Annotated in this window: 16 protein-coding genes and 1 pseudogene; 7 read left to right on the top strand and 10 right to left on the bottom strand. The window is 63.1% G+C overall.

Going from position 1 to position 15,369, the window contains the following annotated elements:
* Positions 1-243 precede the first annotated feature (243 nt).
* The 4 genes from ENHY17A_RS07515 to ENHY17A_RS07500 all read left to right on the top strand — a co-directional run bounded on the left by ENHY17A_RS07515 (position 244) and on the right by ENHY17A_RS07500 (position 3,151).
* Positions 244-1,404: a M23 family metallopeptidase gene (locus ENHY17A_RS07515; RefSeq protein WP_159711524.1), complete on the top strand. Its 1,161-nt coding sequence runs from the start codon at positions 244-246 to the stop codon at positions 1,402-1,404.
* A 178-nt stretch (positions 1,405-1,582) separates the two neighbouring features.
* Positions 1,583-1,921 (top strand): iron-sulfur cluster insertion protein ErpA, encoded by a 339-nt coding sequence (gene erpA / locus ENHY17A_RS07510; RefSeq protein WP_159711522.1) that lies wholly within the window; start codon positions 1,583-1,585, stop codon positions 1,919-1,921.
* 8 nt (positions 1,922-1,929) lie between these two features.
* Positions 1,930-2,700, top strand: coding sequence for an exodeoxyribonuclease III (gene xth, locus ENHY17A_RS07505; protein WP_159711520.1), 771 nt, complete (start codon positions 1,930-1,932; stop codon positions 2,698-2,700).
* A gap of 178 nt (positions 2,701-2,878) precedes the next feature.
* Entirely contained in the window at positions 2,879-3,151 is a 273-nt protein-coding gene (locus ENHY17A_RS07500; RefSeq protein WP_159711518.1) for a hypothetical protein, read from the top strand.
* A gap of 81 nt (positions 3,152-3,232) precedes the next feature.
* On the opposite strand, the gene ENHY17A_RS07495 is transcribed toward ENHY17A_RS07500, so the two are convergent.
* From ENHY17A_RS07495 to ENHY17A_RS07450, 10 genes are all read right to left on the bottom strand, one after another.
* A complete protein-coding gene (locus ENHY17A_RS07495) occupies positions 3,233-4,384 on the bottom strand; it encodes an N-acetyltransferase (RefSeq protein WP_159711516.1) in 1,152 nt (383 codons plus the stop codon).
* A gap of 16 nt (positions 4,385-4,400) precedes the next feature.
* Positions 4,401-5,177 (bottom strand): sterol desaturase family protein, encoded by a 777-nt coding sequence (locus tag ENHY17A_RS07490; protein ID WP_159711514.1) that lies wholly within the window; start codon positions 5,175-5,177, stop codon positions 4,401-4,403.
* Between the two features lie 114 nt (positions 5,178-5,291).
* Entirely contained in the window at positions 5,292-6,392 is a 1,101-nt protein-coding gene (gene lptG, locus ENHY17A_RS07485; protein WP_159711512.1) for an LPS export ABC transporter permease LptG, read from the bottom strand.
* On the bottom strand, positions 6,389-7,582 hold the full coding sequence (locus ENHY17A_RS07480; protein WP_201296360.1) for an LptF/LptG family permease: 1,194 nt from the start codon (positions 7,580-7,582) through the stop codon (positions 6,389-6,391). The genes lptG and ENHY17A_RS07480 overlap by 4 nt, the downstream gene beginning before the upstream one ends.
* A 182-nt stretch (positions 7,583-7,764) precedes the next feature.
* Complete coding sequence (gene spt / locus ENHY17A_RS07475; RefSeq protein ID WP_159711508.1) at positions 7,765-9,027, bottom strand: serine palmitoyltransferase; 1,263 nt, start codon at positions 9,025-9,027, stop codon at positions 7,765-7,767.
* A 131-nt stretch (positions 9,028-9,158) separates the two neighbouring features.
* Positions 9,159-9,401 (bottom strand): acyl carrier protein, encoded by a 243-nt coding sequence (locus tag ENHY17A_RS07470; protein WP_159711506.1) that lies wholly within the window; start codon positions 9,399-9,401, stop codon positions 9,159-9,161.
* A gap of 40 nt (positions 9,402-9,441) precedes the next feature.
* Positions 9,442-10,347, bottom strand: coding sequence for an NAD-dependent epimerase/dehydratase family protein (locus ENHY17A_RS07465; protein WP_159711504.1), 906 nt, complete (start codon positions 10,345-10,347; stop codon positions 9,442-9,444).
* Entirely contained in the window at positions 10,344-11,471 is a 1,128-nt protein-coding gene (gene proB / locus ENHY17A_RS07460) for a glutamate 5-kinase (protein WP_159711502.1), read from the bottom strand. Before proB ends, ENHY17A_RS07465 begins: the two co-directional genes overlap by 4 nt.
* Positions 11,468-12,529, bottom strand: coding sequence for a GTPase ObgE (gene obgE, locus ENHY17A_RS07455; RefSeq protein ID WP_159711500.1), 1,062 nt, complete (start codon positions 12,527-12,529; stop codon positions 11,468-11,470). The genes proB and obgE overlap by 4 nt, the downstream gene beginning before the upstream one ends.
* 251 nt (positions 12,530-12,780) lie before the next feature.
* Positions 12,781-13,377 carry a TetR/AcrR family transcriptional regulator gene (locus ENHY17A_RS07450; RefSeq protein ID WP_159711498.1) on the bottom strand — a complete coding sequence of 199 codons (597 nt, stop codon included), beginning with the start codon at positions 13,375-13,377 and terminating at the stop codon, positions 12,781-12,783.
* A gap of 73 nt (positions 13,378-13,450) precedes the next feature.
* On the opposite strand from ENHY17A_RS07450, the pseudogene ENHY17A_RS07445 reads away from it, so the two are divergent.
* The 3 genes and pseudogenes from ENHY17A_RS07445 (at position 13,451) to ENHY17A_RS07435 (ending at position 15,317) form a co-directional block, all read left to right on the top strand.
* Positions 13,451-14,314: pseudogene (locus ENHY17A_RS07445) on the top strand (metal-dependent hydrolase).
* 138 nt (positions 14,315-14,452) lie between these two features.
* Positions 14,453-14,671 carry a helix-turn-helix transcriptional regulator gene (locus ENHY17A_RS07440; protein ID WP_159711496.1) on the top strand — a complete coding sequence of 73 codons (219 nt, stop codon included), beginning with the start codon at positions 14,453-14,455 and terminating at the stop codon, positions 14,669-14,671.
* Positions 14,664-15,317, top strand: coding sequence for a hypothetical protein (locus ENHY17A_RS07435; protein ID WP_159711494.1), 654 nt, complete (start codon positions 14,664-14,666; stop codon positions 15,315-15,317). The genes ENHY17A_RS07440 and ENHY17A_RS07435 overlap by 8 nt, the downstream gene beginning before the upstream one ends.
* The last annotated feature ends 52 nt before the right edge of the window (positions 15,318-15,369 follow it).

The following is a 15,369-nucleotide window of genomic DNA, read 5'->3' as shown; positions in this document are numbered from 1 at the left end:
GAAACGCGCGAGGAGTTGTCGGTCAATCGGTAATATCACGGACCTGAAACCGTGCGATCCAACGACTCGCCGCGCGACGAAGCCGCTTTGCCCCGCGAACAATCGCAATCGCTTGTGCTTAACGATCCGGTTCCGCACTAACGTCGGTGTTCCGGAGCGGAGGGGCTGCTGACGGGACATCGCAATTTTCTGCCACCGCCTTGGCAAAGGGGCGGGGCTCCAAATTCGGGTCGCCGGGGATCAATGATCGCAACCGTAAACAGCCTAACGACGACGGGGCTTCAAAAGTTCCGTTCGCTTTTCACCTCCAGGGATTTCATCTTCAACGATGGGCGCGAATTGCGTGAATTCAGCGTCGGTGGCCGTGCCCAGGCATTGATGGCGGGGGTCGCTGCCGTGACCCTGTGCTTCTCGGCCTATGGCGTGACGCAGGCCGCATCGGGTGCCGCGATCGGCACCAGCGACGCGCAGCTCGCCGAGATGGAGCGCGAAGTCGCCGAGATGCAGGCCGATGTCGCCAAGGTGCGCACGGCTGCTGCCGAACACGCCAAATTGCTGGAACAGCGCCAGGCGCTGATCGTCGCCGCGATGGCGGGAGAAGGCGATCCGGCCGATTTCGATCTAGCCGCGCTGACCGCATCGGGCAAGATCGACGCCCAGACTGCCGAAATCCTTGCACCGCTGCGCCGGGCCGAAGCCGGTCAGATGGCGATGGTGGTGAAGGCCAATGCCGCGCTTCAGGCGCGCTATGCCGAGACCGCTCGCGAATTGCGCCGGATGGGGCTTACCCCGAACCGGATCGCATCGCAGGCAGCAATGGGTGGTCCGCTTGAGGAAGTGAACGAAAACAACGCCGCTGACGCATCGGCCGACGCCCAATTCCGTTCGCTGGTGATGAGCTGGAAGCGGCTCGATTCGCTGGAAGAAGCGGCAATCGCGATCCCGTCGATGCAGCCGGTCGCCGAAATGCGCCTGACCAGCAGCTTCGGTGTGCGCAGCGATCCGTTCCGCGGCACCCAGGCGATGCACGCGGGACTCGACATTCCAGGTCCGGTTGGCACCCCCATTTACGCAACCGCAGACGGCATCGTGTCGCGCTCGCAGCGCGCAGGCGCCTATGGCCTGCTGGTCGAAGTCAACCACGGCAAGGGCATTCAGACCCGCTACGCGCATCTGTCGAAGATGCTGGTCGATGCCAACACCCGCGTTCGCCGCGGTCAGTTGATCGGGCTGATGGGTTCGACCGGTCGCTCGACCGGCCCGCACCTTCATTACGAAGTCCGCATCGACGGTCGCGCAGTCAATCCCACCCCCTATATCCAGGCGGGCGACCAGCTCGTGGCAATGCAGGATCGCGCGCTCAAGAGCCGCAATGCCGCCGGCATGGGTGGCCCCGAAAAATAAGTATCGCGAAGGCGTGAACGAACGGCCCGGCAAGCAATCGCTTCGCCGGGCCTTTTCGTGGGGCTCGTTGCCGGAAGAAAGGACAGCATTTCGACAAGCTAAATGCGAACGGGGATAGGTGATACTGACTTGCCCCACCGCCATTGCTCGCACGCTGCCGGTTCCCTATCTGTTGGGGATGACTACCGAAACCCTTCCCCTCGAACTTACGCCCGCCGCCGCTGCACGCGTCGCGGCGATTGCCGAGCGTCAGGCCAAGCCTGCGATCCTGCGCCTGTCGATCGAGGGCGGGGGGTGTTCGGGCTTCCAGTATAAATTCGGCTTGGCCGATAGCGTCGAGGCCGACGATATCCGTGCCGATACCGATGGCGTGTCGCTGGTGGTCGATCCGATCAGCCTCGACCTCGTGCGCGGCGCGCGCGTCGATTATGTCGAATCGCTGGGCGGCGCGGCGTTCAGGGTCGATAATCCCAACGCCGCCGCAGGCTGCGGCTGCGGCTCCAGCTTCGCGGTCTGACGACCCAAGTGAAAATCGTCAGCTACAATGTCAACGGCATCAAGGCGAGGCTGCCGCGGCTGGTCGAGTATCTGACCGAGCAGCAGCCGGACATCGTTTGTCTCCAGGAACTCAAATCCTCCGACGAAACCTTTCCGGAGGCTGACATTCGCGCGGCCGGGTACGGCGCGGTGTGGCATGGGCAGAAGGCGTTCAATGGCGTCGCGATCCTGGCCAAGGGCAGCGATCCAATCGAACGTCAGCGCGGGCTGGCGGGCGAGGATGAGGACGAGCATAGCCGTTATATCGAGGCAGAGGTGGACGGGTTGGTCGTCGCGTCGATCTATCTGCCCAACGGCAATCCGCAGCCGGGGCCGAAATTCGATTATAAATTGCGCTGGATGGAACGGCTGCGTACGCGCGCGGGCGAATTGCTGGCGGAGGAGCGCCCGGTGGCGCTGGCGGGCGATTACAACGTCATCACCAATGACGACGATACGTTCTCGGTGCGGGCGATGCAGGACGACGCGCTGATGCAGCCGCAATCTCGCGAGGCCTATCGCCGCTTGCTGGCGCAGGGCTGGACCGACAGCCTTCGTACCCGGTTTCCGGGCGGAGGCGTCTGGACGTTCTGGGACTATCAGGCGGGCGCATGGCAGCGCGATGCGGGATTCCGGATCGACCATCTGTTGCTATCGCCCGAGGCTGCTGATCGCTTTGTCGATGCAGGCGTCGACAAGGAGTATCGCGGGCGCGAAAAGGCCAGCGACCACGCGCCCACCTGGGTGAGGCTGAGCTAGGGGCGCACTTTGCGTGTTGTTGGTATAATACACGACGAGTTGGCGTTGTTTACACATGTAATCGAAATGTCATCACACTAACCATTTGTAATTAAACGATCTCAGTGTTTCGCATGAGTAATGCACTTCCTGATCTGTGAGGCGCAACCCCTGTTCGCGCTCACCGATGGAGGGAAAGATGCAGTCCAAATTCACCCGCGCCGCGATCGGCAGTCTGACCGGTATCGCATTGTTCGCAACCGCAGCTCCCGCCTTTGCGCGAGATCCCGATCCCAAGGTCGATCGCGCGGCTTCTGCAAAGTCCGCGACGGCGAAAGGCGCGCAGCGCTATTGTGTCGACTCGGACACCACCGGTTCTCGCATCAAACGTCGTTCGTGCATGACCGCGGCCGAATGGTCGCGCCACGGCGTCGATATCGTCAAGGAAGCCGAACGCGCTACCCTCCGCTAAACGGTTGATGAGCAACTGCCGGTCGGGTCCGCCCGTTCCCGACCGGCGATTTTTCGATCGAACGGCGACCGGGGTTGGGCCTCAGCCGATATCGCGCTGATACACCGCATAGACTCGATTTACCTTGGACTGGATCGCATCGGCGATCGCGACCATGCCCTGATTGTCGTCGAGCACCCAGCCAAGCTCGCCGCGCGTGGCACCATATTTGGTGATGGCATCGCGGCGAATATATTCGATCATCATGAAGGCGAGCTGCCCCGCGACACGCGACGATTGCAGCCGTTTGACCACGCCCATCAACGGCACTCGCATCGTCCGCGCCTTGGGTCGGCGGAGCCACATCAGCAGTTTCAGCCAGCCGAATGGGAACAGGCTCCCCTTTAGCGGCTTCAGTGGTTCGTTGAGGTCGGGTAGCGTAATCATGAACGCCACCGGCTCGCCATCGATCTCTGCAATGCGGATCAGGTCTTCGTAAACGATGGGCTTCAGCTTCTTGCCCACATCGTCGATCTCGGGCTGGGTGAGCGGCACGAAGCCCCAATTTTCGCTCCAAGCATCGTTGAGGATTCCGAGAATGATTGCCGCCTCATCGGCAAAGCGCGACTTGTCGACGCGGCGGATGACGATGCTGTCGTTGCGCTCGCCCGACTGGATGATGCGGTTGACAATCTTCGGAAAACCGCCGGTGATGTCGAGATCGTAGGTGCGCAGTTCCTTAACCACGCCATAGCCCAGCGCTTCGATCCAGCCCTGATAATCGGCCTTGTGATGGCCCATCATCACCGTCGGCGAATGGTCGTGCCCCTGCACCAGCAGGCCGGGTTCTTCCCAGATCGACAGGCTGATCGGGCCGATCCCGCAGGTCATGCCCTTGGCGCGCAGCCACGCCTCGGCTGCGGCGATCAGCGCGTTGCCCGCTTCCTGATCCTCGGCCTCGAACATGCCCCAGAAGCCGACACCGGGGCCGAAACCCTGCTCGGCGGGCATGGTGAGCGCCAGCGTGTCGAGATGCGCGGAGATGCGCCCGACCACGCGGCCCTGACGCTCGGCGAGCATCAACTGCGCTTCGGCATGGCTGAACCAGCCGTTCTTGGCCGGGTCGATCTGGCCCGCGACTTCGCTTTTCAGCGGCGCAACCCAGTGCGGGTCGTTTGCATAGAGGCGGTAGGGAAGGGCGATGAACGCCTTTTTATCGGCGGCGCTCGCAACCGGCCGGACGGTGACGCTCACCCTGCGTGCGTCCGGCTCAGGCGGCTTCGCGCTTGCGCGGATGGGTGGTGGCGACGATCCCGCCCGACAGGTTCTTCACTGCCGGATATTTCTCGGCAACCTCGGGCGTATAACCCAGGTTGAACACCGTTTCGCTCTTGTCCGGACGATCGCCCTTGGCACGATCGTAGTAGGTGCCGAACAGGTGATCCCAGAAATAGCTGGTGATCCCGAAATTGCCGTTCTCGTCGTGGAAATGGTGCGCCATGTGGTTCTTCTTCCACGCCGCGAGCAGCTTGTTCTTGGGCTTGTAGGCCAGATGCTGGATGCAGTGGCAGAATTCGTAGAATGCCGTGGTCAGAAGACCCGTGGCGAACGCCGCCATCGCCCCGCCGACGCCACCAATGGCATAGCCGAACGGAATGCTGGCGATGGCGATCGTGGGCAGCGTCGTGTGCAGCGCGCCGAACAACACCTCCAGATGATTGGGATCCTGGTGATGGTCGTAATGAATACGCTTCCAGGTGGAGGCCATGCCCGGCACTTTGAACATCCAGTTGGAGTGCAGGATGTAACGATGGATCAAATACCAGGCGAGCGGATAGATCATCGCCGCGACGGCAACCGACGCCAGCGTTTGCAACAGGGTCGCCGGATAATAGGCGAACACCACCATCGCCACAACCGACAGCGCTAGATAGGCGATGATCGCGGGGTATTGGAAATAGGCGACGACCAATTGCTTGAACGTCATCTTGTCCAGATGGTGCGACCGCTGCCAGAAGCCTGGCTGGTCGTTCGTTGCTGCTTTCATAATCCTGCAACCCTTGACGCTAATCTCTTGCCGGTATCCTAACCGAATTACGTGAACGTCCGCTGTGCAGATGCAATGCGGCGGTTTTGCGACCTTCTTAGCAGGTGGAAAGGGCTATTCCTCGGTCCGGACCAGAACCGCTTCGCCGATCATCGCGAACAGCAAAAACGGTGCCCAGGCGGCGAGGAACGGCGGGTATGCCCCAAGGTTCCCCATCGCCAGCGCGAAGTTGTCGGCCACGAAATAGGCAAAGCCGAGCCCCATTCCAATAACCGCACGCCAGAAAAGCTTGCCCGACCGTGCGACGCCGAACGCCGCGACCGCGCCGAGGAGGGGCATGAGGATGGACGAGAGCGGCCCGGACAGCTTGTGCCACAGCGCGCCTTTCAGCGCCTGGGTGGGGCGTCCGGCGGCTTCCAGATCGTCGATCGCCGCATTCAGCGCGCCGAACGAAAGCCCGTCGGCATTGACGCTGGCGAGCGTGAACTGGTCCGGGCGCACGCCGGGCGCGAACCGCACGCTGCCCAATTCGGTCACCCCGCCGGACTGGACGTCGAACCGGCGTGCGCCTTCCATCCGCCAGCCATCGCCGTCGCGCGCGCCGGTCGATCCGGTGACCACCGAGCGCAGCACGCCGCCGTCGCGCTCATAGATGGTGATGCCGCCCAATTCGGCGGCGTCGCCGCGCCCGCGCAACTGTTTTACCTGGATCAGGTTGTCGCGCTCGCGCACCCAGATATTGGCGCGGTCGCCGCGATCGATGGGTAGCGGCCCGAAATCGACCGCTTCCCATTGTTGGAGCGTGGCGGTCGCGCGCGCAACGATGCGGTCGTTGAAGCCGAAGGAAATCGCCGCGACCGCGAAACTGGCGAGGATCAGTGGCGCAAGGATCTGGTGCGCCGACAGACCGCCCGCCTTCATGGAGATGACTTCGCTGTTCTGGTTGAGCGTCGTCAGCGTGATGATGGTCGCCAGCAGCACCGAAAACGGCAGAAACTGTTCGATGATCTGCGGCGTGCGCAGCGACACGTAACGCCAGACCTCCGCCTGGCCGTTGCCGTCGAACGCAAGAATACGCCCGCTTTCCGCCAGCAGGTCGAGCGTCTGGAGGATCAGGACGAGCCCCGACATGATGGCAAAGGTCCGGATCACGAACATCTTGGCCATGTACCAGGCGATGGTCCGCGACGGGAAGAACTGCATCTGGCTGCTCATGCCGACTTCCTCTTGCGGCCGGGAAGCAGCCTTCCGATCGCCTTGCCCAGCTTGCCGAACACGCGGTCGATCGCGCCGATCGGCTGACCGCCGGGGACAAAGGCGATCTGGTAGAACATCCAGAAGACGAGGCCCGCGAACAGCGCGAACGGTCCCCACAGTGCAAGGATGGGATCGACGCGGCCTAGGGCTGCAACCGATTCGCTATATTCGTTAACCTTGTGGATCGTGACGATCATCACGATCGCAAGGAACACGCCGAGCGCGGAGGTCGATCGCTTGGGTGGCACGCCGAGCGCGAGTGCCAGGAACGGCAACAGGAACATCGTCGCCACCTCGACCACGCGGAAATGGAAATTCGCGGCGCTGGCATCGCGATCTTCCTTGGGGGCTTGCGGGTTCTTGCTGACCTCCATCAATTCGACCAGCGTGCGTTCGAGGTCGCGGCCCCCGCGGGGGCGAAAGTTTTCGAACCGGGGCAGGTCGATCGGCAGGTCATGCGCGGTGAAGGACAGCACGCGCGGCTCGGTGAAGCTGGGCGAATTATGCACCAGATTGCCGTTGGTCAGGCGAAAGATGATGACGTCGGGATCGTCGGTCGCGAGGAATTGGCCGGTTTCTGCGGTCGCGGCGAGATAGCTGCCCTCGCCGGTGTTCACGTGCACGAAAATGCCGGTGAGCGACGCGCCGTCGTCCTCGCTCTCCTCGATCCGCAGCGTCATCGCTTCGCCGAAACTGGTGAATTCGCCGACCTTGATCGATGCGCCAAGCGCGCCCGAGCGGAGTTCGAAGCGCAATTCCTCGTAATTATAGCGCGCGTTCGGCTGGACATAACCGACGATGGCGAGGTTCAGTGCGGCGAGGACGATGGTGTAGTAAAAGGGCACGCGCAGCAGCCGACCATAGCTCATCCCCACGCCGCGCAGGACGTCGAGTTCGGAGGAGGTGGAAAGCTTTCGGAAGGCGAGCAGGATGCCGAGCAGCAGCCCGATCGGGATGCCGAGGCCCAGATATTCGGGCAGCAGATTGGCGAGCATCCGCCACACCACGCCGACGGGTCCGCCTTCGGTCGCGACGAAATCGAACAGCCGCAGCATCCGGTCGAGCACCAGTAGCATCGCCGCGATCAGCAACGTCGAGAACAGCGGCACCGCGATCAGGCGGGCCATGTATCGGTCGATCGACTGCATGGAGGCGGGCCGGGTCCGTTCGCGAATGGGTGGGCGAATGGCCCGGAATGGTCAGGATATAGGCGAGGGCGGGGCGGGCGTCACCCCCTACCCAAATACCGTCATCCCAGCGAAAGCTGGGATATCAGGCCGATTGTCCGTCCCTGCCGCACGATATCTCAGCTTTCGCTGGGATGACGGTATTAGGAGATAACCCCGACTGCCTCACCCGCTGCCTTGAACATGCCCAGCACGGTCCGGATCTGCTCCGGCGTATGTTCCGCGCACAGCGAGCAGCGCAGCAGGAAGGTGCCCGCGGGGGTCGCGGGCGGGCGGGCCATATTGACGTACAGCCCACCGTCGAGGAGCGCCTGCCACATCGCCACAGCTTGCGTCTGATCCTCAAGAATCACCGCGATGATTGCCGATTCGCACGTTTCGGTGCCGAGTTTGAAGCCCATTTTGGTCAGGCCGGCGTGCAGCGTCCGCGCGCTTTCCCACAGGCGGGCGCGCTTGTCGTGCGCGGTCATCAGCTTGCGGATCGAGGTAGCAGCAGTTGCGACCACCGAGGGCGGAAGCGAGGCGGTGAAGATATAGGGACGGCAGGCCAGCCGGATCGCCTCGAACTTGGGGTGGTTCGAAATGCAGAAGCCGCCGACGGTGCCGACCGATTTGGAAAAGGTGCCGACGACGAAATCGACGTCCGCTTCCAGCCCCAGTTCCTCGTACACGCCGCGCCCGTTGGGGCCGTAAAAGCCCATCGAGTGCGCCTCGTCGCTCAGCACCATCGCGCCGTGCTTTTTGGCAACCGCGACCATTTCGGTGAGCGGCGCGATGTCGCCGAGCATCGAATAGACGCCCTCCAGCACCACCAATTTGCCGACGCCTTCGGGCAGGCGACCCAGCCTTTTGTCTAGGTCGTTCACGTCATTGTGGCGGAAGCGGACGATTTCCGCGTCGCCCTGTTTGCAGCCATCATAGATCGAGGCGTGGCTGTCGGCGTCGAGGATGACGTAATCGCCCTTGCCCGCCAGCGTCGAGATCATGCCGAGATTGGCCATATAGCCGGTCGAAAATACGATCGCGCCCGATACGCCGTAGAATTCACGCAGCGCGTCTTCGACATCCATATGGTCGCGGAAGGTGCCGTTGAGCATCCGGCTACCGTTGGTGCCCGATCCGAATTGGTCGAGCGCGTCCTTGCCCGCCTGAATGACGTCGGGGTCGAAGGTCATGCCCATATAATTATAGGTGCCGAGCAGGATCGTATCCTTGCCCTTGATGACGGCCTCGGTCGGCGATTTCACTTCGTCCATCACGATCGCGAACGGGTCGGTGACGCCGGTGTCGATCAACGCCTGACGCTCGGCGATCAGGGCGTCGAATTTGGACATCAGGTCGCGGTCGGCGGCGGCGGGCGGCGCACCGGCGGGAAGGGCGTGCGAGGTGGCGGCGGCTTCGGTCATGGGGTTTTCCAATCCAGCCCCGTTTATCCTGAGTAGCCTCTGAGCGAAGCCGAAGGGGCGTATCGAAGGATGCTTCAATACAGCGCTTCGGCTGCGCTCAGCCCCTGCTCAGCACAAACGGAGTGCGTGGGTTATTTCTTAAGCTTCTCGACCGCATCGACCAACTGGCCGACGGTCTCGATTTCTGCCTGCATGTTCATGGTGATGAGGATGTCGAATTCGTCCTCAACCGCGGCCACGAAATCCATCACCGTCAGGCTGTCCCATTCGAGGTCGCCGGCGAAGGTGGTCGCCTCGGTCAGCGCGACGCCCTTTTTGTTGAAGGGTTCGATCTGTGCCTTGACGGTGTCGAAGGTGGCGGCGCGGTCGCTCATCGATGGCTCTCTCAAAGTCGAAACAGGGTTAGGGGCGCTTCTATAGCAGCCCCTGCGCGCGATACCATGCCGCGGTGTCGGCCAGGCCTTCCGGCGTGGCGATCTGCGGTTGCCACAGTTGGGTTGGCGGTTTTGCGTCTGCGCGTGCGGTCCAATCGGGGTGGCAAAAATAATCGACGCGGTCGCGGGTCAGCTTGGCCTTGTCGCCGCGCGCGAGCTTGTCGCCAGCGGCTGCCGCACGCATCAGCCAGCGGGGGGCGGCAAAGGGACGGACGCGCTTGCCGACTGCCGCACCGATCGCGTGGGCGAATTCGACGTGCGTCCACGCGCCGGGATGGCCGTCATCGGGTTCGTAGATATGCTTACCGGGATCGGTCGCCGCGAGTGCCAGCAGCAATCGCGAAAGGTCGGCAACGTGGATTGCGGACATGCGACCGGCAGGGGGGAGGAGCGCCAGTCCCTTGCTGGCCAGCCGGAACAGATCGAACATCTCCATATCGCCGGGGCCATAGACGGCGGGCGGGCGGACGATCGTCCAGTCGAGGTCGGAGGATTGCAGCAATGCGTCAGCCTCTGCCTTCGACCAGCCATAGGCCGACAGGCCGGGCTCGCGCGCGGCAAGGCTCGACACCTGAACGAAGCGGCGGGCGTTCGCGCGGGTCGCGGCGCCGATCATGGCGCGCGTTCCGTCGATATTACCGCTCGCGAAGCCTTTGCGGGTGGGCGCATTCACCACGCCTGCGACATGGATGACTGCGTCGGCGGCAGTGACGAGACGATCGAGCGCACCCGGCGTGTCGAGCGCGCCCTCGATCCAGGTCACGCCTTGGCGAGGGGGCTGGGGGCGGCGGGTGAGGGCGCGGACGTCATGCCCTCCCGCCAGCGCGAGATCGATCAGGGTCGATCCAACGAACCCGGTGCCACCCGTAATCGCAAGAACGCTCAAAGCACCGCCATATGACTGCGGTGGACCAGTGCCGAACGAGGCGCGTAGCCCAGGATGTGGAGAATATCCTCGCTCCTGCGCCCGATGATCTTGCAGGCGTCGTCGTAATCATATTCGCAAAGCCCGCGCGCGATGCGTCGTCCGCTCGAATCGCGGATGACGACCAGGTCGCCGCGGTGGAATTCGCCTTCGATCCGCAGCGCGCCCGCGGGGAGCAGGCTCGATCCGCGCCGCAGCGCTTCTACCGCGCCAGCATCGACGATGATCGTACCGCCTTCGCTGATGCCGCCGGCCAACCACGCCTTGCGCGCCGCCGCAGTACCATCACCGACGAACACCGTGCCGTGCGCGGTTTCGGTGAAGCGGCGCAGCGCATGGGGGATTCGACCGGAGATGATCGCCATGTGCATGCCCGACCCGGTCGCGATCCGCGCCGCCTCGATCTTCGACACCATGCCGCCCGATCCCATGCCCGATGCGGAGCCGGTATCGGCCATCGCCTCGATTTCCGCACTGATCGTGGGGACGACGGGAATCATCTTCGCGTCCGGATTACGCATTGGATTGCTGTCGTACAGCCCGTCGATGTCGGAGAGCAGGATCACGCCCTGCGCGTTCGCCGCCTGGCCGACGCGCGCGGCCAGTCGGTCATTGTCGCCAAACCGAATGCGTTCGGTCGCGACCGTGTCGTTTTCGTTGACGATCGGCACCACGCCTAGCGTCAACAGCCGCCCCAACGTGGCGGATGCGTTGAGATAGCGGCGGCGATCCTCAAGGTCGCCCAGCGTGACCAATACCTGCGCGGCGTTCAGCCCGCGGCTGGACAAAAGTTCGGCCCACACCTGCGCCAGCGCAATCTGGCCCGTCGCCGCCGATGCCTGAGCATCCTCCAGACTGTTGCGTCCCCCGCCGGGCAATCCCAGCCGACGCGCGCCCAGCGCGATCGCGCCCGAGGATACCAGGGCGATTTCCTGGCCTGCGCTGGTCCGTTCGACCAGATCGCTGGCAAAGGTTTCCAGCCACGCGCGTTTGACGCGACCTTCATCGTCGACAAGCAGCGCCGACCCAACCTTGAGGATCAGCCGCGGGCAGTTGGCGGGGGAGAAACGGTCGGCTTCACTCATAGGGGCGACCACTCCTTTGCCGGTTGGTCATCGTCACTTTCGCCGGTGTCGGGGGCACTGCCCGGTTCGGGGCCGATCACCTCGATCAGCCGGTCGAGTACCGCACCGACGCCGACGCCGGCCGCGCCCGACATGGGGAGCACCTGCGCGCCGCCGCTCGCCTCGACCAGTTCGGCGACCAGCGCTTCGGTCAATTCCTCGTCGAGCAGATCGGACTTGTTGAGCGCGATGACTTCGGGCTTTTCGGTCAGATCCGCACCGTATGCCTCAAGCTCATTGCGCACGATGCGATATGCCTCTGCCGGGTTTTCGCCATGCGCATCGACCAGATGGAGCAGCACGCGGCAACGTTCGACATGGCCCAGAAACCGATCGCCGATACCGACGCCTTCGGCCGCACCCTCGACCAGACCTGGAATGTCGGCGACGACGAATTCGCGCGATTTATGACTAACCACGCCCAATTGCGGCCGCGTGGTGGTGAAAGCGTAGGCGCCGACCTTTGCATTTGCATTGGTCACCGCGTTGATGAAGGTCGATTTGCCGGCATTGGGCAGTCCGAGCAGCCCGCAATCGGCGAGCAGTTTCAGCCGCAGCCACACCCACGCTTCGTCGCCCGGCCAGCCCGTGCCGTGCTGGCGCGGCGCGCGGTTGGTCGATGTCTTGTAGCTGAGGTTGCCGCGCCCGCCGTCGCCGCCGCGCAGGAACACGACCTGCTCGCCTTCCTTGGTCAGGTCGAGCAATAGCGTGCGATCTTCGTCATCGGCCAGGATCTGGGTGCCGACCGGGACTTTGACGATCAGGTCGCGTCCGCCCGCGCCGGTGCGGTTGGACCCCGATCCGCCCTTGCCGCGCGGTGCCCGGAAATGCTGGGTATAGCGGAAATCGATCAGCGTGTTCAGACCGTGAACCGCCTCGAAAATAATATCGCCGCCCTTGCCGCCATTGCCGCCGTCGGGGCCGCCATATTCGATATATTTCTCGCGCCGAAAGCTGACCGCGCCGGTCCCGCCCATCCCCGAGCGGACGAAGATTTTTGCCTGATCCAGAAAATGCATGAGCGCCGTGTAGCGAAATCGGCGGATTTCGCCAGTGGGAAGGGGGAAGTTAGCCCTGATCCCCCCTAACCCGTTGGTGTCGAGTAGGGTTCGAGCCCTTCGACTGCCGGCCAAGGCAGACGCTCAGGATAAACTTCGAGCTTTGGCTCGAAGTCGAGAAGCCGTATCGAGACAGCGTCTGTGGAGAACATCCCTCGATACGCCTTATCGACAAGCTCGAAGGCTACTCGGTACGAACGGCTGGAGTCCGCCTAGCTTCGAACCCCCTCAACCCGGTGCGACGCCATCAACCACTGCGCTGCCAGTTCGCGCGCTCGCTCTCTGGGCAAACCCAGCGCGCGGGCCATCGGTGCGCCGAGCAGCGCGTCCCCCAGCGCGAGCAGCACCAGTTGCAGCGTCTCGTCATGGATCGGCATCTTGCCCGGCTGGTGTGCGTCCTCTCCCAGCTCATCCACCAGCCGGTGGATCGCCTCGAGGATCGGGTCGAGCGCATCCTCGTTGCCCGACAGGATCATCCAGCTCGCCAACGCGCCCGCGCCCTGCTTATCGAATGCGTCGAAGGTCAGCTCGACCACTTCGCGCGGATCATGGTCGCCGGTCCGCGCGCGCAGCACCGCGGCGCCGATCGTGCCGGTGATGTTGTCGGCCATCGCCGCGATCAGCGCCTTTTGCAGCCCGGCCGCCGATCCGAAATGATGGAGCAGATTGGCGTGGGTGCGCCCGATCCGCGACGCGACCGCCTTCAGCGTCACCGCCTGCGGCCCCATTTCGATCAGCAATGTGCGCGCGGCATCCAGCGCGGCGATGCGTGATTCTTCGGGGCTGAGCCGTTTTCTTATTGTTGACATTCGTGTAAGTAACACCAATTGACAGGACTGTCAGCGCGGGCTGAACGCGCTTGTTTGGAGCAAAATGATGGACATGGCAAAGGCTGTCGCCACTCCCACGCCCAAGGATCTGGAAATCACGCCGCGCGACCGCCGGTTCGGTCGCGGGGAGGCGCGCTACGGGCGCTGGTGGCTGAACAATGATCCGATCGCGACCGCCGTTTACAACGCGTTGTCGGTCACCTTTCCCAAGGGCGAAGGCTTCTTCATCGATAGCGTCCGCAAGTTTCGTGACGGCGCGCCGCCCAAGCTCGCTGCCGAAATCGCTGCCTTCACCAAACAGGAAGTGATGCACACCCGCGAGCATGTCGCGTTCAACCGCCACGTCACCGATCAGGGGTACGACATCAGTCGGTTGGACAAGGAAGTCGATCGTGTGCTCGATCTGGCCAAGGGGCGTCCGGCGATCGCCAGCCTGGCGGCGACGATGGCGCTCGAACATTTCACCGCGATCCTGGCGCACGAACTGCTCTCCGATCCACGCCATCTGGCGGGGGCGGACGCCGACGCAGGCGATATGTGACGCTGGCATGCGCTGGAGGAAGTCGAGCACAAAGGCGTCGCCTATGACACCTGGCTCCACGCGACGCGCGACTGGTCGCGGCTCAAACGCTGGCGGATCAAGGCGCTGGTGATGCTGATCGTCACCGGCCGCTTCTTCAACGGACGACGAAAGGGCGTGCTCGACCTACTGCGCCAGGACGGCCTTACCGGCCCGCGCATATGGGGGCGGCTCGCGTGGTACGTGCTCGCCAAGCCCGGCATGATGCGCAAGATTTTGGGCGCATGGATCGCGTTCTTCCTGCCCGGCTTCCATCCTTGGAACGAGGATGATCGTGCGTTGATCGGCAAGGCGGATAGCGAATTCGCGGATGCGCGGATGGCTCTGTCCGCCTGACTGCCACGCCTCTGAGCCTGCCTATTTAGTAAAGAGCTCTTGACACCTCGCGAGTCGAGGTGACAAGAGCTCTTTACACTTTAAGAGGGAGCGGAGGGTGACATGCAAATCGATTGGCTATTTGGTTGGGGTGACGGCGTGAAAAACCGCCTGCGCGATTTGCGCGCCGAACACGGGTTTAGCCAGGGCGCGCTTGCGATGGCGCTGGGCGTGTCGCGCCAGACCATAAACGCGGTAGAAACCGACAAATACGATCCCAGCCTGCCGCTGGCGCTGCGCATGGCAAAGCTGTTCGGGGTGCCCGTCGATCATATCTTCCTAGATGATTGGACACCGGGGGAGACGGCAAATGGTTGATCGCATCATGTGGGCGAAGAAAGGCGGCGGCATTGCATTGTGCGGTGTCTTCGGTGCGATAGGTGGCTACCTGTTTGGGCAGGTCATTCCGAAGGGCTCGTTGGATTGGATGCAGGGCGCTGACGTTGCGGCGCTGCTGATTGCGGCAATGATGATCGCGACGGCAGGAGTGGTGTTCTGGTTCACGCTGGACGAGGCGCGGTTCAAGAAGCGCGTCGAAGGGCGCGACGATCCTGAAGTGGTCGATCCGGCGGCAATCCACAGCACACGCCTGCAGGCACTGGTGCTTATCGCGTCGGGAGTATTCCTGGCATTACCGGTCGCGTCGGCGGGTTTGGGACTGGCCGGAGCCGGACGGACATCCGCGCTGCTTGTGGCGCTTGCTTTGCTGCTATTGCTGATATGGGAAACGCGGCTCAATTTTCGCATCTGGCGAGAGAGCGACGAGATGGTCCGGCAGGCGATGCTTGTAACCTGCGCTGTCTGTTTTTTCGGAGTGCAACTCGTCTTTATCTCTTACGCGGCGCTGGTGCGGCTGGAACTGGCACCTGAAATCGGCCTTTGGCCGCTCGCTGTCTCGTTGATGGCAATTTATCTGGCCGTCAGCTTCGTGATTTCGCTGCGGTTCGGCTTTGGCAAACCCTGATCTCGACAGGTAATCGGAGGGGAGCGGCAGTTTTATCGCCGCTCCCCTTTTC

It is taken from the genome of Sphingomonas sp. AX6, from assembly GCF_902506605.1.
GTDB lineage: Bacteria > Pseudomonadota > Alphaproteobacteria > Sphingomonadales > Sphingomonadaceae > Sphingomonas.
The sequence above is the reverse complement of the archived record's forward strand: the minus strand, read 5'-3'. Positions and strand labels throughout refer to the sequence as shown.